Source organism: Paenibacillus sp. GYB004, from assembly GCF_036577605.1.
In the GTDB taxonomy this organism is placed as follows: domain Bacteria; phylum Bacillota; class Bacilli; order Paenibacillales; family NBRC-103111; genus Paenibacillus_AB; species Paenibacillus_AB oceani.
The window spans coordinates 166,395-187,850 of the sequence record NZ_JARBDB010000052.1 but is presented as its reverse complement, the minus strand read 5'-3'; the positions used below and the strand labels follow the sequence as shown (position 1 = coordinate 187,850).

General features: G+C 55.0%; 21 protein-coding genes. 12 read left to right on the top strand and 9 right to left on the bottom strand.

Going from position 1 to position 21,456, the window contains the following annotated elements:
• Positions 1-266: 266 nt before the first annotated feature.
• Positions 267-2,027 carry a sensor histidine kinase gene (locus tag PV433_RS22320; protein WP_332074252.1) on the bottom strand — a complete coding sequence of 587 codons (1,761 nt, stop codon included), beginning with the start codon at positions 2,025-2,027 and terminating at the stop codon, positions 267-269.
• Positions 2,024-2,704 carry a response regulator transcription factor gene (locus tag PV433_RS22315; RefSeq protein WP_332074251.1) on the bottom strand — a complete coding sequence of 227 codons (681 nt, stop codon included), beginning with the start codon at positions 2,702-2,704 and terminating at the stop codon, positions 2,024-2,026. Before PV433_RS22315 ends, PV433_RS22320 begins: the two co-directional genes overlap by 4 nt.
• Before the next feature lie 184 nt (positions 2,705-2,888).
• Between PV433_RS22315 and PV433_RS22310 the strand changes: the two genes are divergently transcribed.
• Positions 2,889-3,929, top strand: a complete 1,041-nt coding sequence (locus PV433_RS22310) for an AI-2E family transporter (protein ID WP_332074250.1) — start codon at positions 2,889-2,891, stop codon at positions 3,927-3,929.
• Positions 3,930-3,960: 31 nt separating this feature from the next.
• The gene (locus PV433_RS22305) at positions 3,961-4,446 is read left to right on the top strand and encodes a DedA family protein (RefSeq protein WP_332074249.1); all 486 of its coding nucleotides are present in this window, start codon (positions 3,961-3,963) and stop codon (positions 4,444-4,446) included.
• 61 nt (positions 4,447-4,507) lie between these two features.
• On the opposite strand, the gene pdaA is transcribed toward PV433_RS22305, so the two are convergent.
• On the bottom strand, positions 4,508-5,293 hold the full coding sequence (pdaA, locus tag PV433_RS22300; protein WP_332074248.1) for a delta-lactam-biosynthetic de-N-acetylase: 786 nt from the start codon (positions 5,291-5,293) through the stop codon (positions 4,508-4,510).
• A 172-nt stretch (positions 5,294-5,465) separates the two neighbouring features.
• The gene (locus PV433_RS22295) at positions 5,466-6,509 is read right to left on the bottom strand and encodes an SIS domain-containing protein (protein ID WP_332074247.1); all 1,044 of its coding nucleotides are present in this window, start codon (positions 6,507-6,509) and stop codon (positions 5,466-5,468) included.
• Positions 6,510-6,707: 198 nt separating this feature from the next.
• Between PV433_RS22295 and PV433_RS22290 the strand changes: the two genes are divergently transcribed.
• From PV433_RS22290 to PV433_RS22255, 8 genes are all read left to right on the top strand, one after another.
• The gene (locus PV433_RS22290; RefSeq protein WP_332074246.1) at positions 6,708-7,424 is read left to right on the top strand and encodes a response regulator transcription factor; all 717 of its coding nucleotides are present in this window, start codon (positions 6,708-6,710) and stop codon (positions 7,422-7,424) included.
• Entirely contained in the window at positions 7,414-8,844 is a 1,431-nt protein-coding gene (locus tag PV433_RS22285; RefSeq protein ID WP_332074245.1) for a sensor histidine kinase, read from the top strand. The genes PV433_RS22290 and PV433_RS22285 overlap by 11 nt, the downstream gene beginning before the upstream one ends.
• Positions 8,845-8,991: 147 nt before the next feature.
• A complete protein-coding gene (locus PV433_RS22280; protein ID WP_332074244.1) occupies positions 8,992-9,954 on the top strand; it encodes an ABC transporter ATP-binding protein in 963 nt (320 codons plus the stop codon).
• Position 9,955: 1 nt separating this feature from the next.
• Positions 9,956-10,897 (top strand): ABC transporter permease, encoded by a 942-nt coding sequence (locus tag PV433_RS22275; RefSeq protein WP_332074243.1) that lies wholly within the window; start codon positions 9,956-9,958, stop codon positions 10,895-10,897.
• A gap of 81 nt (positions 10,898-10,978) precedes the next feature.
• Positions 10,979-11,170, top strand: a complete 192-nt coding sequence (locus PV433_RS22270) for an alpha/beta-type small acid-soluble spore protein (RefSeq protein WP_190929540.1) — start codon at positions 10,979-10,981, stop codon at positions 11,168-11,170.
• Positions 11,171-11,351: 181 nt separating this feature from the next.
• Positions 11,352-11,891, top strand: coding sequence for a sigma-70 family RNA polymerase sigma factor (locus tag PV433_RS22265; protein WP_332074242.1), 540 nt, complete (start codon positions 11,352-11,354; stop codon positions 11,889-11,891).
• Complete coding sequence (locus PV433_RS22260) at positions 11,888-13,399, top strand: DUF4179 domain-containing protein (protein ID WP_332074241.1); 1,512 nt, start codon at positions 11,888-11,890, stop codon at positions 13,397-13,399. The genes PV433_RS22265 and PV433_RS22260 overlap by 4 nt, the downstream gene beginning before the upstream one ends.
• A 229-nt stretch (positions 13,400-13,628) precedes the next feature.
• The gene (locus PV433_RS22255; protein ID WP_332074240.1) at positions 13,629-13,928 is read left to right on the top strand and encodes a HesB/YadR/YfhF family protein; all 300 of its coding nucleotides are present in this window, start codon (positions 13,629-13,631) and stop codon (positions 13,926-13,928) included.
• 558 nt (positions 13,929-14,486) lie between these two features.
• Here the strand turns inward: PV433_RS22255 and PV433_RS22250 are convergent.
• Both PV433_RS22250 and PV433_RS22245 read right to left on the bottom strand, forming a co-directional pair.
• The gene (locus tag PV433_RS22250) at positions 14,487-15,023 is read right to left on the bottom strand and encodes an NADPH-dependent FMN reductase (protein ID WP_332074239.1); all 537 of its coding nucleotides are present in this window, start codon (positions 15,021-15,023) and stop codon (positions 14,487-14,489) included.
• Positions 15,024-15,125: 102 nt separating this feature from the next.
• Complete coding sequence (locus PV433_RS22245; protein WP_332074238.1) at positions 15,126-15,479, bottom strand: HesB/IscA family protein; 354 nt, start codon at positions 15,477-15,479, stop codon at positions 15,126-15,128.
• A gap of 343 nt (positions 15,480-15,822) precedes the next feature.
• Here PV433_RS22245 and trhO point away from each other — a divergent pair, with 343 nt between their 5' ends.
• Both trhO and PV433_RS22235 read left to right on the top strand, forming a co-directional pair.
• A complete protein-coding gene (gene trhO / locus PV433_RS22240) occupies positions 15,823-16,725 on the top strand; it encodes an oxygen-dependent tRNA uridine(34) hydroxylase TrhO (protein WP_332074237.1) in 903 nt (300 codons plus the stop codon).
• 19 nt (positions 16,726-16,744) lie between these two features.
• Positions 16,745-17,395, top strand: coding sequence for a helix-turn-helix transcriptional regulator (locus PV433_RS22235; protein ID WP_332074236.1), 651 nt, complete (start codon positions 16,745-16,747; stop codon positions 17,393-17,395).
• 141 nt (positions 17,396-17,536) lie between these two features.
• Here the strand turns inward: PV433_RS22235 and PV433_RS22230 are convergent, their stop codons facing one another.
• The 3 genes from PV433_RS22230 to PV433_RS22220 form a co-directional block, all read right to left on the bottom strand.
• Positions 17,537-18,802 (bottom strand): glucuronate isomerase, encoded by a 1,266-nt coding sequence (locus tag PV433_RS22230; RefSeq protein WP_332074235.1) that lies wholly within the window; start codon positions 18,800-18,802, stop codon positions 17,537-17,539.
• Positions 18,803-18,896: 94 nt separating this feature from the next.
• Positions 18,897-20,384, bottom strand: coding sequence for a tagaturonate epimerase family protein (locus PV433_RS22225; protein WP_332074234.1), 1,488 nt, complete (start codon positions 20,382-20,384; stop codon positions 18,897-18,899).
• A gap of 101 nt (positions 20,385-20,485) precedes the next feature.
• Positions 20,486-21,445, bottom strand: coding sequence for a metallophosphoesterase family protein (locus PV433_RS22220; protein ID WP_332074233.1), 960 nt, complete (start codon positions 21,443-21,445; stop codon positions 20,486-20,488).
• Positions 21,446-21,456 lie beyond the last annotated feature (11 nt).

The following is a 21,456-nucleotide window of genomic DNA, read 5'->3' as shown; positions in this document are numbered from 1 at the left end:
ACATCCGGACGGTCCTTTGACGTGCAAACCCATACGTTGGTGCGTGGAAGGGAATGGGTACCTTCGCTTCGGCTGCTCGTTGACGAGGTTTAAAGAGATCCACCCGACACGAGATGCGGCCTGAAAACATTTTGCTTATGTGCAGTTGTGTTCGTCTACGCCAAAACGTATGCGCACGCGCACGGTTTCTCAACCTATACGATGTCCATGCCGCAGGGCGGCACGGTAGCAGGATGAAAATAACGACACTTGCTGACCCGAGCCGCTTACAACTCCAAATCAAAATAAAAGCAGACGCCCCGCTCCGTGTTCATCACCCCGTACCGGCTGTCGTGCATATCGAGGATATACTTAACGATGGCCAGCCCGAGTCCCGTTCCTCCGGTTTTCCGGTTCCGCGAACGCTCCACCCGGTAGAACCGTTCCCAGACGCGGTCCAGCTGATCCTCAGGCAGCTTCTCCCCTTCGTTTTCGATAGACAGGCGGATTCGCTCCCCGTCTTTCTCGATCCTTACCGTAATTTCGGTACCTGCGGACGCATGGCGGATCGCGTTCATAAGCAGGTTAAACAGCACCTGCTCGATCTTGACCGGGTCGGCGTGGACCGGCTGCTCATCCGACGTTACGGTTACGACCTGGAGCTCTTTCTCGCTCAGATGGTGGGACAGCTTGTCGGCGATGTCTTCCATCTGTTCGCTGAGCGAATAGCGGAGCTTTTTCGGCTTCGTTTTTTGCGACTCCAGCTTGGTGAGCTCCAGCATATCCTTCACCAGATTTTCCATCTTCTCCGTCTCGTCCAGAATGACTTCAAGATACCGCTCCCGCTTGCCTTCGCTTACGTCGTCCTTGACGCCTTCCACAAACCCTCTTACGATGCTGAGCGGCGTCTTCAGCTCATGGGACGCGTTGGAAATAAACTCCTTCTGCATCTGCTCCATCCGCAGCTTGTGTTCCATATCGGTTTTCAGCCGCTCGTTCGCTTCGTACAGCTCGCGGAGCGTGTTGTCCAGCGTCTCGGACAAGCTGTTCAAGCTGTCCGACAAGCTGCCGATCTCATCGCTGCCCTTCACCTGCGACTTCACGGAGAAGTCCAGCTTGGCCATGCGCAGCGCGATTTTGTTCAGCGACAGCAGCGGCTTCGTGACCAGCTTCGAGAACAGCAGCGAGAGCAGGACGATCAGGGCGATGCCGCCGACCGCGAGATAGAGGTAGAACAGTCTCAGCGCATCGTAAGCTTCGCTAATCTGCTGCAGCGACGCCACGACGAAGACCAGCTCGCTGACCTTCCCCCCGGCCACGACCGGCTGAATCGAGACGAGTCCGCGCGTCCCGCTGATCGTCTCCGTCCATTCCTCGGTAATCCGCTTTCCGCTCTGCAGCTCCGCTTCCTTCGCGGGAGAGAGAGGGAACCATTCGTCCAGCGCAAGGAACAGCAGCCCCTGGCGCAAATTCCACTGGTTGGGGTGCGGCAGCAGCGCATCGGTAATTACGCCGCCCAGCCGTTCCATCGGTTCCGCGATCCCGCTGCTTGTAATGCTGCCGATTTCCTTCGCCCCCGCTTTTTGGATCACCCCGGGGAAGAAGAAATCTTTCGTGTCCGGATTATCGTAGACGCCCAGCACCTCGATCCGGTCCCCGATGCTCAGGTTCGCCTGCAGCAGCTCCTTCAGTCCCGAATTGATCAGAAAAGACAGCGAGATCCGCACCGTCCGCCCGCTGTCGTCCTGAATGACGACGCGAAACGAATTATCGTATTTGATTTTGCCCTCCGGGTTTAATATCGCGAGCTGGGCTTTGTTCTGGCTGATGAACAACGCCATCTCGCGGGAGATCCGGTCGTCGTCCCAGCGGCCCTGCGCGTATTTTTGCCCGAACGCCTGCAGCTTTTTTTCCAGGGCGGCCGTTTTCTGATACTGGTAAAACTTGTCGAAGAAGAACAGCTGTCCGATCAGCACGACCGCGTAAAAAAGGAAAAAAAACAGTGCGGTAATCGCAAAAAGCTTAAACGCCACCCCGCGCCTGTTCATCGGTCCTCCTCGAACTTGTAGCCGGAGCGGATCACGGTCCGGATATGGCGGGCTTCGCTGCCGAGCTTGCCGCGCAGTTTTTTGATATGCGTATCGACGACTCTCATATCACCGAAGTAATCGAAGCCCCATACATGGTCCAGGATCGTCTCCCGGGCCAGCACGATGCCTTCGTTTTTGATCAGGTACAGCAGCAGATCGTATTCCTTGGGGGACAGCTCGATCTCCTGCCCGTTCATGTCGACCCGGCGGGCGCGTCTGTTAATGATGATCCGGCCGAAGCTGATCAGATGATCTTCCTTGCCCACGGTCCCTTCGATCCGCTTCATCAGGCTTTTGGCGCGGGCGACCAGCACCTTCGGGCTGAACGGCTTCGTTACGTAGTCGTCGGCTCCAAGCTCGAAGCCGAGCATTTTATCGTCTTCCTCGGATTTGGCGGTTACGATAATAATCGGCACGGCCGAGCGGGCGCGCAGCTGCCTGCACACCGTCCAGCCGTCCATCTCCGGCATTAACAGGTCGAGAATGACAAGGTCGACGCTGAGCTTCTCCAGCATTTCGAGCGCTTGTACGCCGTTCTCGGCTTCATAGACCGTCCACTGCTCCCGCTCGAAGTAGTCGCCGACGATTTCGCGGATCAGACTTTCATCCTCGACCAGCAATACTTTTCTCCCCATGCTTGCGCTCGCTCCTCTTGCATTAGTTGTCTCTCTATACTGTACCGAATCGGTGTGTACTTAGTGTGTCGATGGATGGAGGAAAAGCAAGAAAAACTAGGACTTCCTACACATAAAATACACACCAGTCCGCTATAATGGCTTCCACGGCCATAGACTATTCCCGCTTGAGAGGATGCCTCTGATGAACATTTGGGCTATATTGAATCATAAAGATACGCGCCGCTTCGGAGTTCTGGCGCTGTTCTGCCTGCTGCTGTTCTGGCTCCACAGCATGCTGAATCTGATCCTGCTTACGTTTCTGATGACTTATCTGATGAACCGGCTTCACCTGTACGTGAAACGGTGGATCGACAAAGTCGTCCCGATCAACGCCACCGTTGTGCTCGCCCTGCTGTACAGTCTGCTCGTGACACTGCTCGTTACTGTTATGGTAAGGCTGTTTCCCGCGCTTGTCCATCAGGCGACCCAATTGTTCGAGCTGGTCAAGCAAGTGTACGACAATCCGCAGAATGAGATGGTCGCTTATTTGCTCTCGCTGCTCGGAGGACTCGACATCCCCAGCATGCTGAAGCCCGGGCTCGATTTTATGATGAAAATCGGCAATTGGGGATTTCATTTGTTTCTAGCGTTAATTTTAAGCTTGTTTCTGCTGCTCGGCAAAGGAAACGTCATCCGCTTCACCGCGCAATTCCGGACGAGCAAGCTGGGCTGGTTCGTTAAGGAAATTGAGTTTTTCGGCCGCAAATTCGTGCAGACGTTCGGGAAAGTGATCGAGACTCAATTGTTAATCGCGCTGATCAACTGTATGTTGACGACTATCGCTTTATGGATTATGGGCTTCCCGAACTTGATCGGACTCGCCCTGCTCATCTTCGTGCTGGGACTGATACCGGTCGCGGGCGTTTTTATCTCGCTCGTCCCGCTCGGCGCGATCGCCTTCAGCATCGGCGGCTTTATCTACGTCATCTATCTGATCGTGACGATCACGATCATTCATGCGATTGAGGCTTATGTGCTCAACCCGAGACTAATGGCGTCCAAAACCCACCTGCCCGTCTTTTACACGTTTGTCGTGCTGCTGTTCTCGGAGCATTTCTTCGGCATCTGGGGGCTGATGGTGGGCATTCCGACCTTCGTCTTTTTGCTCGATATACTAGAAGTTACACGTATGGGAAAACCGGCTGCCCAGGCAGTTCCTGAACCGGAACCGAGGGAAGTCTGATCGTCTATAACCAATCGGAGCGTGGCTGTTCATGACCTTCGTTCAAGATATGATTATGCAATACGGATATATCGCTTTATTTCTGTGTCTCGCCCTTGGCATTGTCGGCTTGCCGATTCCGGACGAGCTGCTGATGACCTTTGTCGGCTATTTGGCCTCGATCGGGTTTATGAGTATGCCGGGGTCTGTCGCCGTCAGCTTCCTCGGGGCGATGAGCGGGATGGTGATCAGCTATACGCTGGGAAGGAAGTTCGGCAAGCCGCTGCTGTGGAGGTACGGCAAGTGGCTGCGGCTGACGCCGCCGAGGCTGGAGAAGGCCGAGACGTGGTTTAACCGGTACGGGCCGTGGACGGTCGGCTTCGGCTATTTTATCCCCGGTATCCGGCATCTGACTTGTTATTTGTCTGGGGTAAGCGCCATGAAGCCAGGCACCTATTTCATATTCGCAGGCGCAGGCGCGTTGATCTGGTGCACCTTGTTCATTTCGATCGGCTATTTCGTCGGTTCGAAGATTTGATCAAGAAGATTCGCGCCAAAAAGAACCAGTCCGCATAATCCGACTGGTTCCCGCCACGCTTTTATACTCCGCCCGGAATCACTTCCAAATGCTTGAACTCGTACCCCTGCTCACGTGCGTAATCGATAATGCTCCCCATCGCCTCGGCGTTATCGCTCGATACGGAATGGAGCAGGATAACGGCTCCCGGATGCAACTGCCCTGTCACCTTATCGAAGGCGTGCCGCCAGCCCTGCTGCTTGTTCGTATCCCAGTCCACATAAGCGATCGACCAGAACACGTTAATATAACCTAGCTTCCGGCTGACCGACAGCGTACGCTCGCTGAATATGCCGCGCGGCGGCCGCAGGAACGGCATCTCTTGCTGCCCGGTCAGCTCGGCGACGCTGTCCTTCACCTGCTTCAGCTCGGAGGCGAGCCGCTCGTCCGATATTTGGGTCAGATCGGGATGGCTCCACGAATGGTTGCCGATCCGATGCCCCTCTTCGCTCATTCGTTTCAGCAAATGCGGCTGTTCCCGGATGAACTGTCCGGTTACGAAAAACAGCGCCGGCACCCGTTTTTCCTTGAGCACATCGAGTATTTTCGGCGTATGGCCGTTCTCGTACCCGTTGTCGAACGTTAAATACAACGTCTTGCCGGTGCCGTCTCGCCGGAATATGGCATCGTACGTTTCGAGCACCGGTTTGAAGCCTTCCTCATCGATGGAAGCTGGCGCTCCGTTACGGCTTTTCTTAAATCCGAAATGGTACGGCTGACTGCCGGAAGCACTAGCGGACGCGACATCCGCGGCTAAACCATAAGCGAGAACGGCGGCGATACATACGAGGTTAACCAGCTTTCGCATCTTCCCTAAGTTCCTCCTGAGTGGTTTCCCAAATCGTAGTTTACAAGGGTTTGACTGTATTCTTTGCTTTACCGTACTGCTCATAATCGTGTAATTTTTACCTGTGCGAAAAACCGTCCGGATAACCATCCGGACGGTTCAGCGAGCAATTGCTTATTTGGATTCAGGTTCCTTACAGCTTAACCCATGCGGTAAGACCATCCGGGCTGTCCGGGTTGATGCCGAGCCGCTCCGCTTTGACCAAAGCTACAATTTGCGGGATGAAGATAAATGGAATGCCTTGAACCGCGATATCCAGCTCGGCGCCGGAAACGACAGCCAGATCCGTCGCAGCCGGATCGATAACGCCGTCACGATCGGCATAAGCGATCACCGTCGCGCCGCGGCCTTTAATATCCTGCATCAGCTTGTTCTGATGAGCGGTTCCGTCAGCCGTCAGCAAGGCGATAACGAGCGTGTCCGCTCCTACGGTCACCATCGGGCCATGCCTTACGTCGAGCAGGTGGAACGAATGCGCTTGAACTTTGGCGATCTCGGTCAGCGCAATCGCGCCTTCCGCAGCGATCCCCTGAAGTTCCCCGTCGGCCAGCAGCACCGCATTGGACCATTCGAAGTCGGCCGCCTGGCGGATCGCGTTCTCGACGCGTTCCATGTAGGCTTCGCCTTGCCCGATTACAGCCGCCAAATCGTTCAGCAGCTTCTCGTCCTCGCCCAGGAAAGCGGCAATCATCAGGTTGGCGGTGTACAGATTGGACACCGTTCTCGTCTGGCACACGCTGTTGTCGAACGCCCATGGCAGCTCAAGCGTAAAATCCGCCTTTTGGGACAGCGGCGAGCCGGCTACGCAAGACAGCGCCAGCACCGGAACATGCTTAAACTCGCGGATCAGCTTGACGGCCTCGACCACTTCGCTCGTGCTCCCCGAACGGGATGGCGCGATGATCAGCGTCTCTTCCATCAACGAGCGGTAGCGCTGCGGATTCAGCATCAGATCGCCGCCCGCCAATGCGCTCGCCGGAAAGCCGGCGCGAAGACGTACGGAAAACGCGGCGGACTCGCTCAGGCAATAGCTCGAGCCGCAGCCTACAAACGTGACCGAATTCGTTTGCAGCCCGCGTACGAAGGCGACGATCTCCGAGCGCTTCGACATCATATAATCATACGTTTGTTGGAGCGCAGCGTACTGCTGCTTAATTTCACTGTAAGTTAAACTCATGTTCGGTTACCTCCCTTTTCATCCTAATGAAATTATAAATCAAATGAATGATTACAACAATCATTTATTTGATCGAAAAAATCATTTTACCTCAAAACGCTGCTTTTTTTGCGGATATCCCCTCTCCATTATTCAATTGACGGCCGATGTTATATAATGAACATCATCTTAACCGCTAGCGCAAAGGGGAGCCGATTCATGTCCCGTACGATACTGATCGCCGACGACGAAGCGGAAATCCGCGAGCTGTTGTCTTTATATCTGGAAGCCGACGGACTGCGGGTATTGGAAGCCTCGGATGGAGCCGAAGCGGTCCGGATGCTCGGAGAACATGAGGTTGCCTTGCTGCTGCTTGATATTATGATGCCAAATATGGACGGCTTGCGGACGCTGAAAGAAATACGCAAAACTCATAACATCCCGGTCATCCTGCTGTCGGCGAAAAGCCACGATAACGATAAAATACTCGGCCTCGGCCTCGGGGCGGACGATTATATCGCCAAGCCGTTTAATCCGCTGGAAGTAACGGCCCGCATCCAGGCGCAGCTGCGCCGGTATTACAAGCTCGGACAAGCTCCGGAGCAAAGCGAGCCTGCTGTCCTGACCGCCGGAGATTTGCAGCTTGATCCGTCCAGCTGTACGGTCAGCAAACATGGCACCCTCCTGCCCCTGACTTCCCTTGAGTACAAAATGGTCGAGCTGATGATGCGTCATCCCGGTAAAGTATTTACGAAAAAGCAGCTGTTCGAATCGATCTGGGACGATTTTTATTTCGGCGATGACAATACGATTATGGTCCATATCAGCAAAATCCGCGAGAAGCTGGAGGACGATCCGCGAAATCCGGCTTATATCATCACCGTGCGAGGCATCGGCTATAAATTCGAGAAAAGGATCGCCCGTCATGAAACGTAACCGGATCTACTCGGCGATGATGCGTAATTATTTGCAGTTCGTGCTGCTAACCGCCCTGCTCTTCGTTATCGTGCTATGCGTCACGATCGTCTCGCTCGGCATGAAGCTGGAGAAAGGCGCCGTACCGCTTCAGACGGCTCAGGATATTGCGAAGCCCGATTACCGCTCGATCGCTCTGGGCGAACTGGAATCCGCCGGAGCTTCCGTCGAAGTATTGGACGAAGCCGGCCGTGTGGTGCATACGATCGGCCCGGACAACGGCCGGAGCCCGGTTTATACGGATGCGGAGCTGTACCTGCTGCTCGGGAATAAGCGCGAGCTGCCCTATTATACGACCGCCATGCCGGTCGCCGGCGAAGACGGCAAGCCGTATCTGGTGCTGCTGAAAATTCCGATGGCCGAAGTAAGCGGCACGGTGGAGCTGCGCAAAAACGCCGAGCAGACCGACTGGTTAATCGGCCGCCACCTGCTTTTGTTTCTGGCGATTTTTCTGTTGCTGCAAATCGGCCTCGTTTTGCTGTACGCAAGGCGTACGTCCCGGAAAATCAGCCGTCCGCTGCACGCGGTAGCCAAAGGACTGCAGCAGCTGACCGAAGGGCAATACGACACGCGGATTCAGATTGCGGCCAAAGCGCACTCGGAAATCGCACAGCTCCGCGACGCTTATCATTATTTGGCCGGAAAGCTGTCGGACGCCGAGAAGGAAAAGGCGGTACTGGAGCAAAGCAAAAATCATATGCTGCTCGATTTGTCCCACGACCTGAAAACTCCGCTTACGAGCATCCAGGGTTACGCCCGTGCGCTCCAGGAAGGGATGGTGCCAGACGAAGAACGCAAGGAGCGATACTTGAAGCTGATCCACGACAAATCGGTGCGGCTGACGAACTTGATCGATGCGATCTTCGAGCTGCTGACGATGGATACGCCCGGCTTCAAGCTGACTCTCGTCCGGACCGATCTGGCCGAATTTCTCCGCGAGATCGCCGCCGAGTTTTACGAAGAGCTGGAGGAGAAGCTGTTCAAGCTGGAAGCGGACATTCCGCACGGCCTATGGATGGCCGGCATCGACCCCCGTCAGATGGCCCGCGTTCTCTCCAACCTGATCACCAATGCGATGAAATACAATCCGCCGGGGACGGAGCTGCGGCTGGCCCTCCGCAGGCAAGGTTCGCTCATCGCCATCGAGGTGGCGGATAACGGCGTCGGCATCCCGCAGCGGCTTCAACCGACGCTGTTCGAGCCGTTCGTGCGCGGCGACGAAGCGCGCAACAGCCTAGGCGGCGCCGGACTGGGACTTGCCATCGCCAAAAAAATCGTCGAGAAGCATCGAGGGACGTTGGCGCTTTCCCGGCACACGCCCGGCTGGACCGTATTTACGATCCTGCTGTCCGCCGAGCCGGTTCAACCGAATACCGACTAATTTTATTCCGCCGGGCTTGGCGTAAGCCCCGGCGGTTTTTTTACGATTAAGGCGAGCTTAAGTTTCTCTTCACATTCGGTTAAGGCGGGTGAAAGAGTGACGCGGTAAGCTGGTGTCATCCCTTATACCAGACTGGAGAGAGCTGCTATGACCGCCTTGCAACAAATACAGGATCATTCCGGTTCAGCCGGGCAATCGCCTGTTATCGAGATTCGCAACGTATACAAGCATATCGGCAAAAAAGCGATCGTCCGCAACGTTTCCTTCGACGTCTACCCCGGTGAAATATTCGGCCTGCTCGGCCCGAACGGCGCCGGCAAAACGACCCTGATCCGGATGCTCGTCGGACTGATGTCGATCTCGGACGGCTCGATGAAGGTGGACAGACACGACGTGCGGCGCGCTCCGGACAAGGCGCTCCGCAGCATCGGAGCGATCGTCGAAAATCCGGAGATGTACAAGTTTATGTCCGGCTACAAAAACCTGCTCCACTTCGCCAAGCTCGTTCCCGGCAATGGCATAGACCGCAACCGCATCCTGGACGTCGTCTCGATGGTCGGACTCGACAACCGGATTCACGATAAGGTCAAAACGTACTCGCTTGGTATGCGCCAGCGGCTCGGCGTAGCGCAAGCGCTTATGCACAAGCCGAAGGTGCTCATTCTCGACGAACCGACGAACGGACTCGATCCCGCCGGCATCCGCGAGCTCCGCGACCAGTTGAAGACGCTCGCCCGCGAGGAAGGGATCGCCGTCATCATCTCCAGTCATCTGCTGTCGGAGATGGAGCTGATGTGCGACCGGGTAGGCGTCATTCAACAAGGAGTGCTTATCGGTATCCAGCAGGTGACGGAGGAGAATACGCCCGAGCATGCCGTCCCGATCCTCTTTCAGGTCGACAGCCAGGAGGCCGCCAGAAAGGTGATCGCCCTTGCGTTCGACGGGCTGGCGGTAGACAGCGATCCGCTCGGCATTCTCGTGACGACAAGCGCCGGCTGCATCGCCGACATTAACGCCAAGCTGGTCGCCGGCGGAGTACGCGTATCCGGCATATCGATCCAATCGAAGTCGCTGGAAGACAAATTTATGGAAATGACGAGGAGGCCGTAACATGATTACCTTTCTCCGGATCTTGCAGGCGGAGTTTATGAAAATTTTCGCCAGACGGCGAAACTGGGTGCTGATCGGGGTGCTGCTGGTGCTCGCTTTCGCCCCGACCTATGTCAGTCCATTGTTCCCTCCTTCGGAGCACGACTGGCGGACCGAGCTGCGCGAGGAAAATAGCAAAATCGAGAAGACGCTCGTTGAGGGACAGCTGACAGATAGCGAACGGCAGCACAAGCTGGACGCCGCTGCGCTGAACCAATACCGGCTTGACCATGACATGCCACCGGAAGAACAATCCGTCTGGGGAACGGTGCAATCGCTGTCGATGCTGACCAGCATCATTACGCTGCTCTCCGTCATCGTAGCGGCTGACAGCATCGCAAGCGAGTTTTCCTGGGGAACGATCAAGATGCTGCTGACCCGGCCCGTCGGAAGAACGAAGCTGTTGATGGCCAAATACGTGTCGGTCGTCGGATTCGCCTTGATGCTGATCGGGATACTCGCTGCCGCGGGTTTCGTGCAAGGGCTGATCGATCATGGCTTCGGGCATGTCGCCCTGCCGCATCTGACCCTCATAGATGGCGCGGTCCAAGAAAAATCGATGATCGTTCTTACACTGCAAACGTATGGGCTCAAATCGGTTAATCTCCTTATGATCGTCACGTTCGCCTTTATGATCTCCGCCGTTGCGCGCAGCAGCTCCATGTCGGTGCTTCTGTCCTGCGTGCTGCTGTTTACGGGTACGACCGTTACTTTCTTGTTCGGCGAGAAAGCCTGGGCCAAATATATATTGTTCGCCAATACCAATCTCACTCCCTATCTGAAGGGCGGCGCTCCGCTTCCCGGGATGACGCTGGGCTTCTCGATCGTGATGCTGGCCGCCTACTTCGCAGTGTTCCATGCTGCGGCCTGGTACTTCTTCACACGGCGCGATGTATCTGGATAAATTTACTACTTCTCTATGATGTATGGCATCCGCCGATTCCTATAATAATATGAAAACCAACTACAGAGGAGGTGAACACACATGCCAAACAACAATACTTATGTTGTACCTCAAAGCGCTAGCGCAATTGACCAAATGAAGTATGAAGCGGCAAGCACGCTGGGCGTAACTTTGGGTGCGGAAACATCGTCCCGCCAAAACGGTTCGGTCGGAGGACAAATCACGAAGCAGCTCGTGCAAATCGCGGAGCAAACTCTTGCGGGTCGCCGGTAATTTGCATTAGCTGTGTAGGGTCCCGACCCATAATATCTCCTTCAATGCGTAAACCATAAGTCCCGGTCAACGGGAAAAACAGGGTCGTCCGTGAAAACGGACGGCCCTTTGTGTTATCTCTTAAAACTTTTTCCTGTATTCCCCAGTCTAATAAACAAAACAGAAAGGGGAACACGTCCGAGTGAATGAGCAAACGAATCCGGCCGAGCTGGTTCAGGCGGCCCGCAGGGGCGACGACGAGGCGTTTTATCGTCTAATGGTCCTGCATCATGACAAGCTGTACCGAATTGCGTTCGCGTATTTTCGAAGTGAAGCGGACGCTCTGGAAGCGATTCAGGAAGTCACATACCGCGCTTATATGAAGCTTCATTCGCTTCGCAAACCGGATTATGCGGGCACATGGCTTGTCCGCATCCTGATCAACTATTGCAACGACGAGCGGCGGCGGCGAAGCCGTCAAGCGGAATACCGCTTCGGCGGCGTACCGGACGAACGCGCCGACGGGACCGAGATCCGGGCGGTCCGTGACAGCCTGGAATCGGCTCTGGACGTGTTGGAACCGCGGCAGAAGCAGATCGTGATCCTGAAATATTTCGAGGATCTGACGATACGCGAGATCGCCGCAGCGATGCAATATCCGGACGGCACGATCAAAACGTGGCTGTACAAAGCGCTTCGCAAGTTAAAAGATTATATGCGGAAGGACGGGGAACCGGATTGAGGGACAAGTCGAAACGGCGTTTTTGGGAGTACATCATCGGTCTTGGCAGTTATCGGCGGAAAAGGGCCGGCGTCGCTCCCCCTAAAGCGGACTCCCCCGGGGAAACAGAAGCGGAAGCGGCCGCGCATCCGGAGCTTTCACCGGCCCCGGCCATCGAGTCTTTGAAGGACGCTTATTTGCAGGCCTCTCCCCCTCCCGATACGGACGCTTACATCCGCGAAGGAATCCGCCGGGCGAAACGGGAGCTACTCCGCAAAAAACGAAAAAAACGGGCGACCGGCGCAGCCGCAGCTGTGCTCGTTCTCGCGCTGTCCGCCGCGCTTGGCTTCTCCCCCGCTTTCGCATCGTTCGTCGGGAAACTGACGACGCAGTTGCTGGATTCGAAGGACGGCCTCCATATCGCCGCCGAGCAGGGATATATGCAGCGTATCGGCAAGTCGGTCGAGCACGACGGGATCGAATTACGGATCGAAGATTTAATCGTCGACGAATTGCGTATGGTTATGTACTATTCGATCAAAGATAAGAATGGCTACGACAGCGTCCGCATCCAGGCCACGTCGGAGGATACGGCTACCGGAGAGGAGTACACCGTAGGCCAGCCTATGATGAGCAGCGGCGGACCCTGGGAGAACGGCGCGATGGAGATTCGCTGGAAGGAAGACGCGCCGATTCCGGACAAGCTTCGTTTACGTGTAACGATGCATGTGCCGATGAAGCCCGGGTACCAGAAAACCGTGCAGCTGGATAAGGAATGGAACCTTAGCTTATCGATCCGCAAAGATCAAATTGTCGCCAAACAAGTATTCGAGCTGAACGAGACGGTTTCTTTGGACGGACAAAACGTAACGTTTAAGCGGGCGACCTTGCTTCCTACCGCCATTCGTCTCGATCTCTCGGTCGATCCGAACAACAGCAAGCAGTTGTTCTCCATCGAGGATTTGAGACTCGTCGATCAAGACGGCCTGGAGCTGAAGCCGCTCCGTGGCTTCGAACGGCAATATTTCGTCTATCCGGTTACCCGGCCTAAAACATTGCATACGATCTACTTTGAAGGGAGCTTGCTCGCCAATCCGCAATCGCTCGACCTTGTAGGCAGTACCATCCGTGCGCTGGACAAGAGCAAACGCGAGATTATCGTGGATACCCGCGAGAAAAAACTGCTTAAGGTGCCGGACGAGCGGATCAAACTTGTCGATGTGAACAAATATCCGAATCGATGGGAGTTTTCGTTCGAGCTTGAGAAGGACGCTGATAACAAGATCTCTCCCTACATGATTGACATACATTCGCTGAATACCATGGAGCAAAGCTGGTTCGACCCTTCAGACGGGTATGGGCTCGGTTGCGGAGGGTACAGCTCTTCCGAGGAGACGGTCCAAAAGCTGAACTGCGTGATGACAGGTTCGGAATTAATGGGCGAATATTTGCCCGAGCCGTTCGTGTTCCGGATCTACGACTATCACTATAACAAAATCCGTCAGCCGTTCCGGGTGAAGATCAAGTAACAGCTTACTGCCGCGCCTTTGGAAATCATACAAATTATATATGTATGTTTACTTTGTTGGCGTTATCCTTTATACTTGAAATCGATGGGGACCTCGCGTCCCCCTCAAGCAGTAACCTCGAACGGCGGTAGGAAGGAGGCGACTCTTTTTTACCGCTGTTGCTATATAAGGCGGCCGATGCTCTTGTGCCGAACAGCAAGATCCCTACATCCCTTTTGCGAGGTGTTGAATGATGACCAGCCTGAATGTAACTTCTGCAGCCGTCAATTGCTTTAAGGAGGAATGGGGCGTCCGCGAGGGCGATCAGCTCCGCGTATTCGTCCGGTACAGCGGCGGCGGCGACGATGCTTATTCGCTCGGCGTCACCAAGAGCGAGCCTCGTTATCCGGCGATCTCGGTTACTCCGGGCAATGCCGGGATCACTTTATTTATGGAGGAAACCGACATCTGGTATTTGGACAATCGCGATCTGACGATCGACTGCCAAGGGCAGGATATCGTGTTTTCCGTCCAGTCGCCGGGTCCGTGACCCGATTGGCGGTTCATTCGCGTTTTTTTGGCGCAGGTGGTACAAAAACCGTCCGAAAAATGTGAAGTCCGGGCGGTTCTTTGACATGTAGGCCCATACGTTCGTACGCTGGAAGGGAATAGGAATAGGTACCTTCGCTCCAGTTGCGCCCTCAGTCGTAGTGTCCTCATGCGGCGGTGTGGCTAACGAATCCAGCGTTCGTTATCAGCGCCGAATGCGGACGTTTGAATTTGTAACGAATTCTTGTATGGTTATTACCCGCAAATCGGATCGTTTTTTCCACTTTCAGTTCAATAACGATGCCGGGATTCGTTACGTCTGGAATAACATCGTTTTTCAGCCATAAGCACGATCCGATTCGTTCGTTAGTCATCGGACCTGAGTATACGTTCGCTAACACCAAGGAAGGAACCCCCCTCCCCTTCCCTTTAGCACGGTAAAGAACTTAAACGTCCTGGCAGAGCAAAAAACCGCCTTTACAGGCGGTTTTTGCGAATTGTTTACGAATGCAACGGAGGCTTCGCTTGATCGGGGCGGCAGTTCAGCTTGGCTAGCGGCTTACGATTTAAGCTTGCGCTGCATGAATACGACTTCCTCGGCCAATCTATCGATTCGCCTGAGCACATCCTCGTCGGCGATTTGTTTGTCCGGATTAAAGTGGTCGTCATGCAAGTAGACGTAGCTTGGTGCGACAAACGCCCGGAAATAACCGGCAATCGGCTTGAGCTGATTTTCCACGACGAGATAGTGCTGGTACGTGCCGCCTGTCGCGGCAAACCCCATGACCTTATTGTACAGGGCGTTCACCGGCACCAGGTCGAACAAATTTTTCAGTACGCCTGTCAGGGAAGACTGGAAGATCGGCGTGCCGATAATATAAAAGTCCGCCTCAGCAACAATGTCGATGACTTTGCGCGTATCGCCCGTATAAGCGGCAGGATCTCTACCGTCGCAAAATTGGACGTCGTACTGCTTCAGATCGAGCAGTTGCGTTTCAATATCCGGGTTGTCGCGGCGTACCGCTTCCAACACTTGACGAACCGCAATCGCGGTTTTGGACCCTACTATCGTCCCTGAAATACCTAGCAGCTTCATCTTCACCATTCCTGTTCGAATCATAGTTGGACGCACGCAAGCGGATCGGTCCGCTTATCAGTTACCGCTGGGGATCGGCCCAAGGCGGCCTCTTCTCCGGTCTTAGCACTTCTTAGCCTGGCCCCGGTACGCGGCCGTCCGGAAACTCGCTCCGCAGCCGCAGGTCGCTTTGGCATTCGGATTGTCGATCGTAAAACCGCCCGTCATCCCGGCTTCTTTATACCCGATCTGAACGCCATCTACGAAAGGCTGGCTCGCGGAGTCGACAACCACTTTAAACGAAGACCATTCCGTCACTTGATCGTCTTCCTGCATCTCGTCGTCGATCCGGATCTGGTACGATAATCCGCTGCAGCCTCCATCGTTGACGCCGAACCGCAAAAACGCGCCGCTTACTTCCGAATTCTCAATCAGTTCCGCTATTTTGGCGGTAGCTTGATCGCTGATTTGAATCATCGTCGTTCCTCCTCCGTTAACCTGCTTTATTTGGTTAGGAGTGAAGCCTCAAAGTCTAAGTTCTCAGCGAAGCCGGATACGCTCCGCCCGCAACAAAAACTCCTTCGAAGTCCCTCTTCCATAGAATCATCTGATGTGAAACTGTTTTTTTATTTATATTTTTATAGTATTATGTATAATAATTATGATCCGTTCCTCGCTTTTTGTCAATAAGAAGCGGAGGGAAATAAATACTTTGTATAGGGCTATGTTGACTTTATGTAAACTAATTCATACAATTTAGAAGACTGCTTGTTCGCAGTCGGTTTTCATAGCAGATTTCATAGAAAAGGTGAGAACGTTCATGTCCAACCATGAATATGCAATATTGTTGTATTATAAATTCGTGCCAATCCCGGAAGCGGAAGCTTTCGCCAAGGAGCATCTGGACTTCTGCCGAGCGCTCGGGATTAAAGGGCGCATCCTGATCGCCGACGAAGGCATTAACGGCACGTTGTCCGGCACGATCGCCCAGACCGAGCAATATATGCAGCATATGCGCCAAAATCCGTTGTTCCACGATATGGTATACAAGATCGACCCGGCTGACCGGCATGCCTTCACCAAAATTTTCGTCCGTTACAAAAAAGAACTGGTCACGTTCCGCTACGACCAGCCTCTCGACCCGAACGTTATCGGCGGCAAGCGTCTTTCGCCTAAGCAGTTTTACGAGAAGCTGCAGCAGGAGGACGTGATCGTGCTGGATGGACGAAACGGCTACGAGTTCGATATCGGGCATTTCCGCAATGCGATCCGTCCCGATGTAGAATCGTTCCGGGAGTTCCCGGACTGGATTCGGGAGAATATGGGCGAGCTCAAGAAGAAGCCGGTACTGACCTATTGTACAGGCGGCATCCGCTGTGAGAAGCTGACCGGCTTTCTCCTTCAGGAAGGGTTCGAAGACGTATACCAGCTCGACGGCGGGATCGTCACGTACGGCAAAGATCCGGAGGTTCAAGGCCGTCTGTTCGACGGGAAATGTTACGTATTCGACGAGCGCATCTCGGTGCCGATCAACCAGACCGATGAGGATATCGTCGTAGGAACGTGTCATCACTGCAAGAAGCCGGCCGACCGCTATATCAACTGCGCGAACGACAGCTGCCATATGCAGCATATCGTCTGCGACGAATGCGAAGAACGGTACGACGGCTACTGCTCCTCCGATTGCGAGGAACATTCGACGGCGACGATCAATTACGGCTAATTTTACGGGTGGTGTCACATTGAAACAGGATAACGGTCTTTCGACCCGTGAGCTTATTATTCAGCTCCTGAAAACGAACGGCGAGCTTAGCGCCAGAGACTTAACCGAACATTTGGGAATTACCGGTATGGCGGTACGCCGGCATATCGATGCGCTCGAGCGCGACGGTTTGATCGAGCCGAGAACCGTGCGCCAGCCGATGGGCCGGCCGACCGCCGTGTACAGCCTTACCGCTCAGGCCGAGCACTATTTCCCGAAGAAATATCATGCCGTAGCGCTCGATCTGCTCGGCGAGCTCGCTAGCGAGGCCGGCGAAGGGATGGTCGAACGGTTATTCGAGCGCCGGAAAGAAACGTTGTTCCAGAAATACGCGAACGCCATGGAGAACAAAGCGTTGTCCGAGAAAGTCGCTGCTCTCGCTACCATTCAGAACGAGAACGGCTATATGGCCGAATGGGAACAGCATAACGAGGACGAGTACATTTTGAAGGAGCACAATTGTCCGATCTCGCAAATTGCGAATAAGTACAATCATGCTTGCAAATGCGAGCTAGGGTTGTTCGAATCGCTGCTTGGAGCCGATGTGGTCCGTACGGAATGTTTGGCCAAGGGCGGCAAAAAATGCGTCTACCATATCCGGAAGCGCAAGCAGCATACGGATCAGGTTTAATCGCTCCGTTTGCGTTAAGCGGCAAAAAGCAAGCCCCCTGTCATGATCGACAAGGGGCTTGCTTGACGTTAGGCGTTACGGGCGGAGCGGAGACGGCAGGGATCGCCAACCTCTCCCTTCCGTCGTGCCCGCCGTACCGGCTCATTTCACCGGGTTTTCTTTGCCCAGGAAGCGCCAGAACGCGCCGCCGAACAGATCGGATACGTCCCGACGAATTTCTTTTTTCTTTACTTTCCAGCCGGTTTCAAGCAAATCGGCGTATTTGTCCGTGAGCACATTCGCGATAATCTCCCGGGAATGGTCCCACTTGTAAAGCAGCTGATCGAGTACCCGGCAGTCGGAATGCTGCGGCGTTACGCTCGTCCCGAGCAGCTCGAAGCGCATGCGCGTCATCTCTTCGATCAGGCTCGGATTGTTCAGGAACCACCAGCAGCCGAACACGTGCAGGTTGCGGAACTTGCGGGCCGCAACGGCCAGCCCGTGCTGGTTTTCGCGGGCGAGCATCGTGCACAGGAATTTGTTGTCCGGGTGCAACGAGCAGATCTGCTCGACAGTCCGTACATCGCTTAAGCCTACGCTGTCACCCGCATCGCCCAGCGCCGGATTAACCCGCTTGTTGACCCCGATCATCATCGCGAATGGAATATCGAACTCCTTCGCTACCGGAAGAATGCATTTGGCGATAATATCGCCGCGGGCCGACTGCTCCGGATAACGGAACGACGGAGGCAAGGAAACCGCCATGTACAGCGGATTCATTTTGCGGATCCACGTACGCAGAAACTCGCGGATGCCTTCGACCGTTTTGTCCGACACCGCCTGTTCGACGTCGTAGCCCCATCCTTTCAGCTTCTCCCACGTGCTCTCCTCCCACTGCATCAGCAGCGGATCGATCCGGAGCGCCGTGTTAAACCGCGGGTCGACCTCCTGAATCGTCTCCCAGGCATTTCGCTCCGAGTCGACGAACGGATCGTTCGTCATGCAGACGTTCGCCACGTTGGACAGCTTAAAGATCAGGTCGATATATTCGCTTGTCGATTTTGATGCGAAGAAGGCGCGGTACGATTCCAGATCTCTGGACGCAACGTCAAGTCCAAGACGGTTCAGAACGGTCAGAACGCCGCGGCACGCCTCGCTGTAAGGCGAATGGTCCAGAAACAGCGTCTGCCAGACGAGATCGGCCTGCTCCCGCTTCGACATCGCCCAGAACGATTCGTACGGAAGATCCGGATGGAAGCGCAGCGTCTCCGCCACGAGATAATGATACGTGAGCAGCTCATCGATTCCCCACAGCAGCATATCGCCGAAATCTTCGGTAAACAGATGCGTGTGGATATCGGAAATCGGGGTGGTGCGAATTGTTTCCTTGACGAACGAGCGAAGCTCCTGTTTGGTTTGAATAGCCATGCTGCAGTTCCTTTCCCCGAAAAAACGGATGAGATGAACGAGTCATTGTTAACGTGTGCATGATGCGTACGCTTTCATTGTACACGGATTCGGCTTATTTGCCAAGCAGCTTTACATGTTTGCCGATATGCGCAATCAAAGCGTCCGTGTAGCTAGGCTCGTTGTCGTCCATCGTCCGGTAAAACTCGTCTTTGAACAGAGACTTGCCGCTCTCATCCTTGGCCTGCAACAGTATGCCGTAGGTGATATGAAGCATCTGACGGGCGTCGTCGTCGTTCAAGTAATCCGGCAAGTCGGCGTCGGCTACGCTCTCCAGCGGCTTGATCGCGTTCAAATCCGCCTTCACGTGATAATACGCGGTCGCCTCTCCGAAATGGTCGTATGCATAAGTATGCATGCGGCGGTACAGTCCCGGATCCGTCCTGGCGATCACCCTCATCGCTTCCAGCCAGTTCGTTCCGGCCGTCTTCAGATGGAACCGGCCTTTCGTATGGACGCCAATCATCGGGAACACCGTAAATTTGTCGCTGCCGGAATGGATGCTCAGCTTGTAGCCGAAATGGTCGGCAATGGCCGCGTGGATCTTCAGCTCTTCCTCGAACCGGGCGACGTCGCCGATGTAATCGATCCCTTTCTGAAACTCTCCGCAGAAGCGGGGCGCCATGCTGAACAGCTTCACACCGCGGCGGTACAGCTCCTCTGCGATCAGGAAATGCGAACCCGGATCGGTCGGCGTCAGCGTCTCGTCGATCGACACTTCGAAGTCGATGTCCCGGCCGGCCGTTTGAATGTATTTGGTGAACACATGCTCCATATAATCGATCGCTTTGGCATAGATAAGCACATTTTTGGCCAAGGTCAGCTCGTTAAAGACAAAACCGGTGCCCGCCGCCTCGAAATTGCGGTTCAAATAGCCGTCCTCGTAACGGGAGCGGACATCAGCCGGAACTTTCGCGTAGCTCGCCAAGATGTCGGCGTCGGATTGCCCTTCCACCGTATTGTCGATATGCTCCGAGCAGTCCAGCGTCAGCATCGTGAAGCCGAGCCCGAGCGCCAGCTCGATGTCGGCCTCTACCTTCAGATGGTCGCCGTCGGCGCCGAAGCCGTCCTTGTAGCCTTCCTGGAAAGCGGCATAACAGGCGGCGTCCAGCACTTCCTTGTAATCGCGGCCGGTCAGGTTCAGCTCGCGGATGCTCTGCTGGGCCAGAATCGGACGGATATCGTGGCCGCGCACCGTCTCGATATGTCCCGGAGAAGCGATGCCGAGCCGGTCGCCGAGCCCGATCGTCGAGATTTGCGTGCCAAAGGCGCGAGGAGCGGTGTAGGGGAAAAACCGGTTCAGTGTCAGCCGGTTGGCATGCGTGAGCGGGCACAGCTTCGCCGAATCGGCCCCCCCTGCTACCGCTTCACCTTCCAGTGCGTCGGCCAATTCTCCGGCTCCTTGAGCGAGCAACAATTTGCGGCCGTCCCGCTTAATCATAACGAGCGATACGCCCTCATACTCGGCGAGCGACCGCTCGTACGTTTTTACTACGGATCCTGCAGCTTGCAACGTGTCAATAACGGAAAGTAACGCTTGCATGGGAGAACCTCCTTGTATGCGATCGCCGGCATACCGGCGTCTAGCCTCATCTTAGCGCAAATTCCGTCTTGTTTCTGTTCATTTTTTGCGGAATGGACCGATTATTCCACAATTTTTGCTTTTCCAACTCCCGGAACATGTTCCGGCTGCTCCAGAACGACAGTGCCGTCATCGAGCCGCAGCCACGTTTCGAAGCTCCGCTCGCCTTCGCGCAACCGGATCAGCCGCGACCCGCGCGGAAACCCTTCGCGTCCGTAAGTATTATAGCCCGTCGCCCGGCCGTAGCTTAAGCGGACCCCGTGCAGTTCTCCCCAATAGTCGTTCACATGGTCATGTCCGCAAAACGTCCCCATCACATCGCCCGCTTCAACGAACGCCGCGAACATCCCGCTGTTCAGCGGCGGGCAGCACACGTTCTCCTGCTTGTGGCCGTAACAAGTCTGCGTCTCCCATACCTGATTGTACTCGGGGAGCGGGATATGGAAAAACGCGAGCGCCGGAAGCGGCTCTCCCTTGTTCTGTTCCGTCAGACGGGCGGATTGTTGCAAAAACCAGGAAATTTGATCGCGCCGGAACCAGTTGTAGCCTTTGATATGGGGAAGCGGTGAATACTCCCCGGAGTCCAGCCCGTACAGCGCCGCTGCCGTCTGTCCGCTACGCCCTTCCACTTCCAGTACGAAATTGCCGAAGCCCGACAAATTCGCCGGTCCCGAGTCCGAGACGGCAAACTCGTATGTCTCGACGGCCGGGGCCAGCTGCTCCCGGGTAATGTTCCCTTCCGTATCGTGGTTGCCGAATACTAGCGCCCACGGAATCTTCGCGTTCTCGGCCGTTGCGACCGCATCCCGCAGCGCTTGGAACGGATCGGTGCAGCCTTTGCCTCCCGAATAAATCACATCGCCTGTAAATACGACGAGATCGGGCGCTTCCTCCCGGATGACGAGCTCCATCAAGCTTCTGGTGCGTTGATCGGCCTCGCTGCCGTCGATCCAATGAATATCCGTAAATTGTGCAATCGTAAAAGTTCCGTCTTCCCGAAAAGTCAGCTTCCGCTTGTCCATGGCTTAATCTC

Excerpts from the sequence above, each read along its gene's own strand:
- PV433_RS22270 (WP_190929540.1), top strand. The coding sequence starts at position 10,979 with ATGCCAAACAACAATACTTATGTTGTACCTCAAAGCGCTAGCGCAATT.
- PV433_RS22255 (WP_332074240.1), top strand. The coding sequence starts at position 13,629 with ATGATGACCAGCCTGAATGTAACTTCTGCAGCCGTCAATTGCTTTAAG.
- PV433_RS22245 (WP_332074238.1), bottom strand. The coding sequence starts at position 15,479 with ATGATTCAAATCAGCGATCAAGCTACCGCCAAAATAGCGGAACTGATT.
- PV433_RS22305 (WP_332074249.1), top strand. The coding sequence starts at position 3,961 with ATGACCTTCGTTCAAGATATGATTATGCAATACGGATATATCGCTTTA.
- PV433_RS22320 (WP_332074252.1), bottom strand. The coding sequence starts at position 2,027 with ATGAACAGGCGCGGGGTGGCGTTTAAGCTTTTTGCGATTACCGCACTG.
- PV433_RS22280 (WP_332074244.1), top strand. The coding sequence starts at position 8,992 with ATGACCGCCTTGCAACAAATACAGGATCATTCCGGTTCAGCCGGGCAA.
- PV433_RS22275 (WP_332074243.1), top strand. The coding sequence starts at position 9,956 with ATGATTACCTTTCTCCGGATCTTGCAGGCGGAGTTTATGAAAATTTTC.
- PV433_RS22310 (WP_332074250.1), top strand. The coding sequence starts at position 2,889 with ATGAACATTTGGGCTATATTGAATCATAAAGATACGCGCCGCTTCGGA.
- PV433_RS22285 (WP_332074245.1), top strand. The coding sequence starts at position 7,414 with ATGAAACGTAACCGGATCTACTCGGCGATGATGCGTAATTATTTGCAG.
- PV433_RS22315 (WP_332074251.1), bottom strand. The coding sequence starts at position 2,704 with ATGGGGAGAAAAGTATTGCTGGTCGAGGATGAAAGTCTGATCCGCGAA.
- PV433_RS22250 (WP_332074239.1), bottom strand. The coding sequence starts at position 15,023 with ATGAAGCTGCTAGGTATTTCAGGGACGATAGTAGGGTCCAAAACCGCG.
- PV433_RS22225 (WP_332074234.1), bottom strand. The coding sequence starts at position 20,384 with ATGCAAGCGTTACTTTCCGTTATTGACACGTTGCAAGCTGCAGGATCC.
- PV433_RS22220 (WP_332074233.1), bottom strand. The coding sequence starts at position 21,445 with ATGGACAAGCGGAAGCTGACTTTTCGGGAAGACGGAACTTTTACGATT.
- PV433_RS22290 (WP_332074246.1), top strand. The coding sequence starts at position 6,708 with ATGTCCCGTACGATACTGATCGCCGACGACGAAGCGGAAATCCGCGAG.
- trhO (WP_332074237.1), top strand. The coding sequence starts at position 15,823 with ATGTCCAACCATGAATATGCAATATTGTTGTATTATAAATTCGTGCCA.
- PV433_RS22295 (WP_332074247.1), bottom strand. The coding sequence starts at position 6,509 with ATGAGTTTAACTTACAGTGAAATTAAGCAGCAGTACGCTGCGCTCCAA.
- pdaA (WP_332074248.1), bottom strand. The coding sequence starts at position 5,293 with ATGCGAAAGCTGGTTAACCTCGTATGTATCGCCGCCGTTCTCGCTTAT.
- PV433_RS22230 (WP_332074235.1), bottom strand. The coding sequence starts at position 18,802 with ATGGCTATTCAAACCAAACAGGAGCTTCGCTCGTTCGTCAAGGAAACA.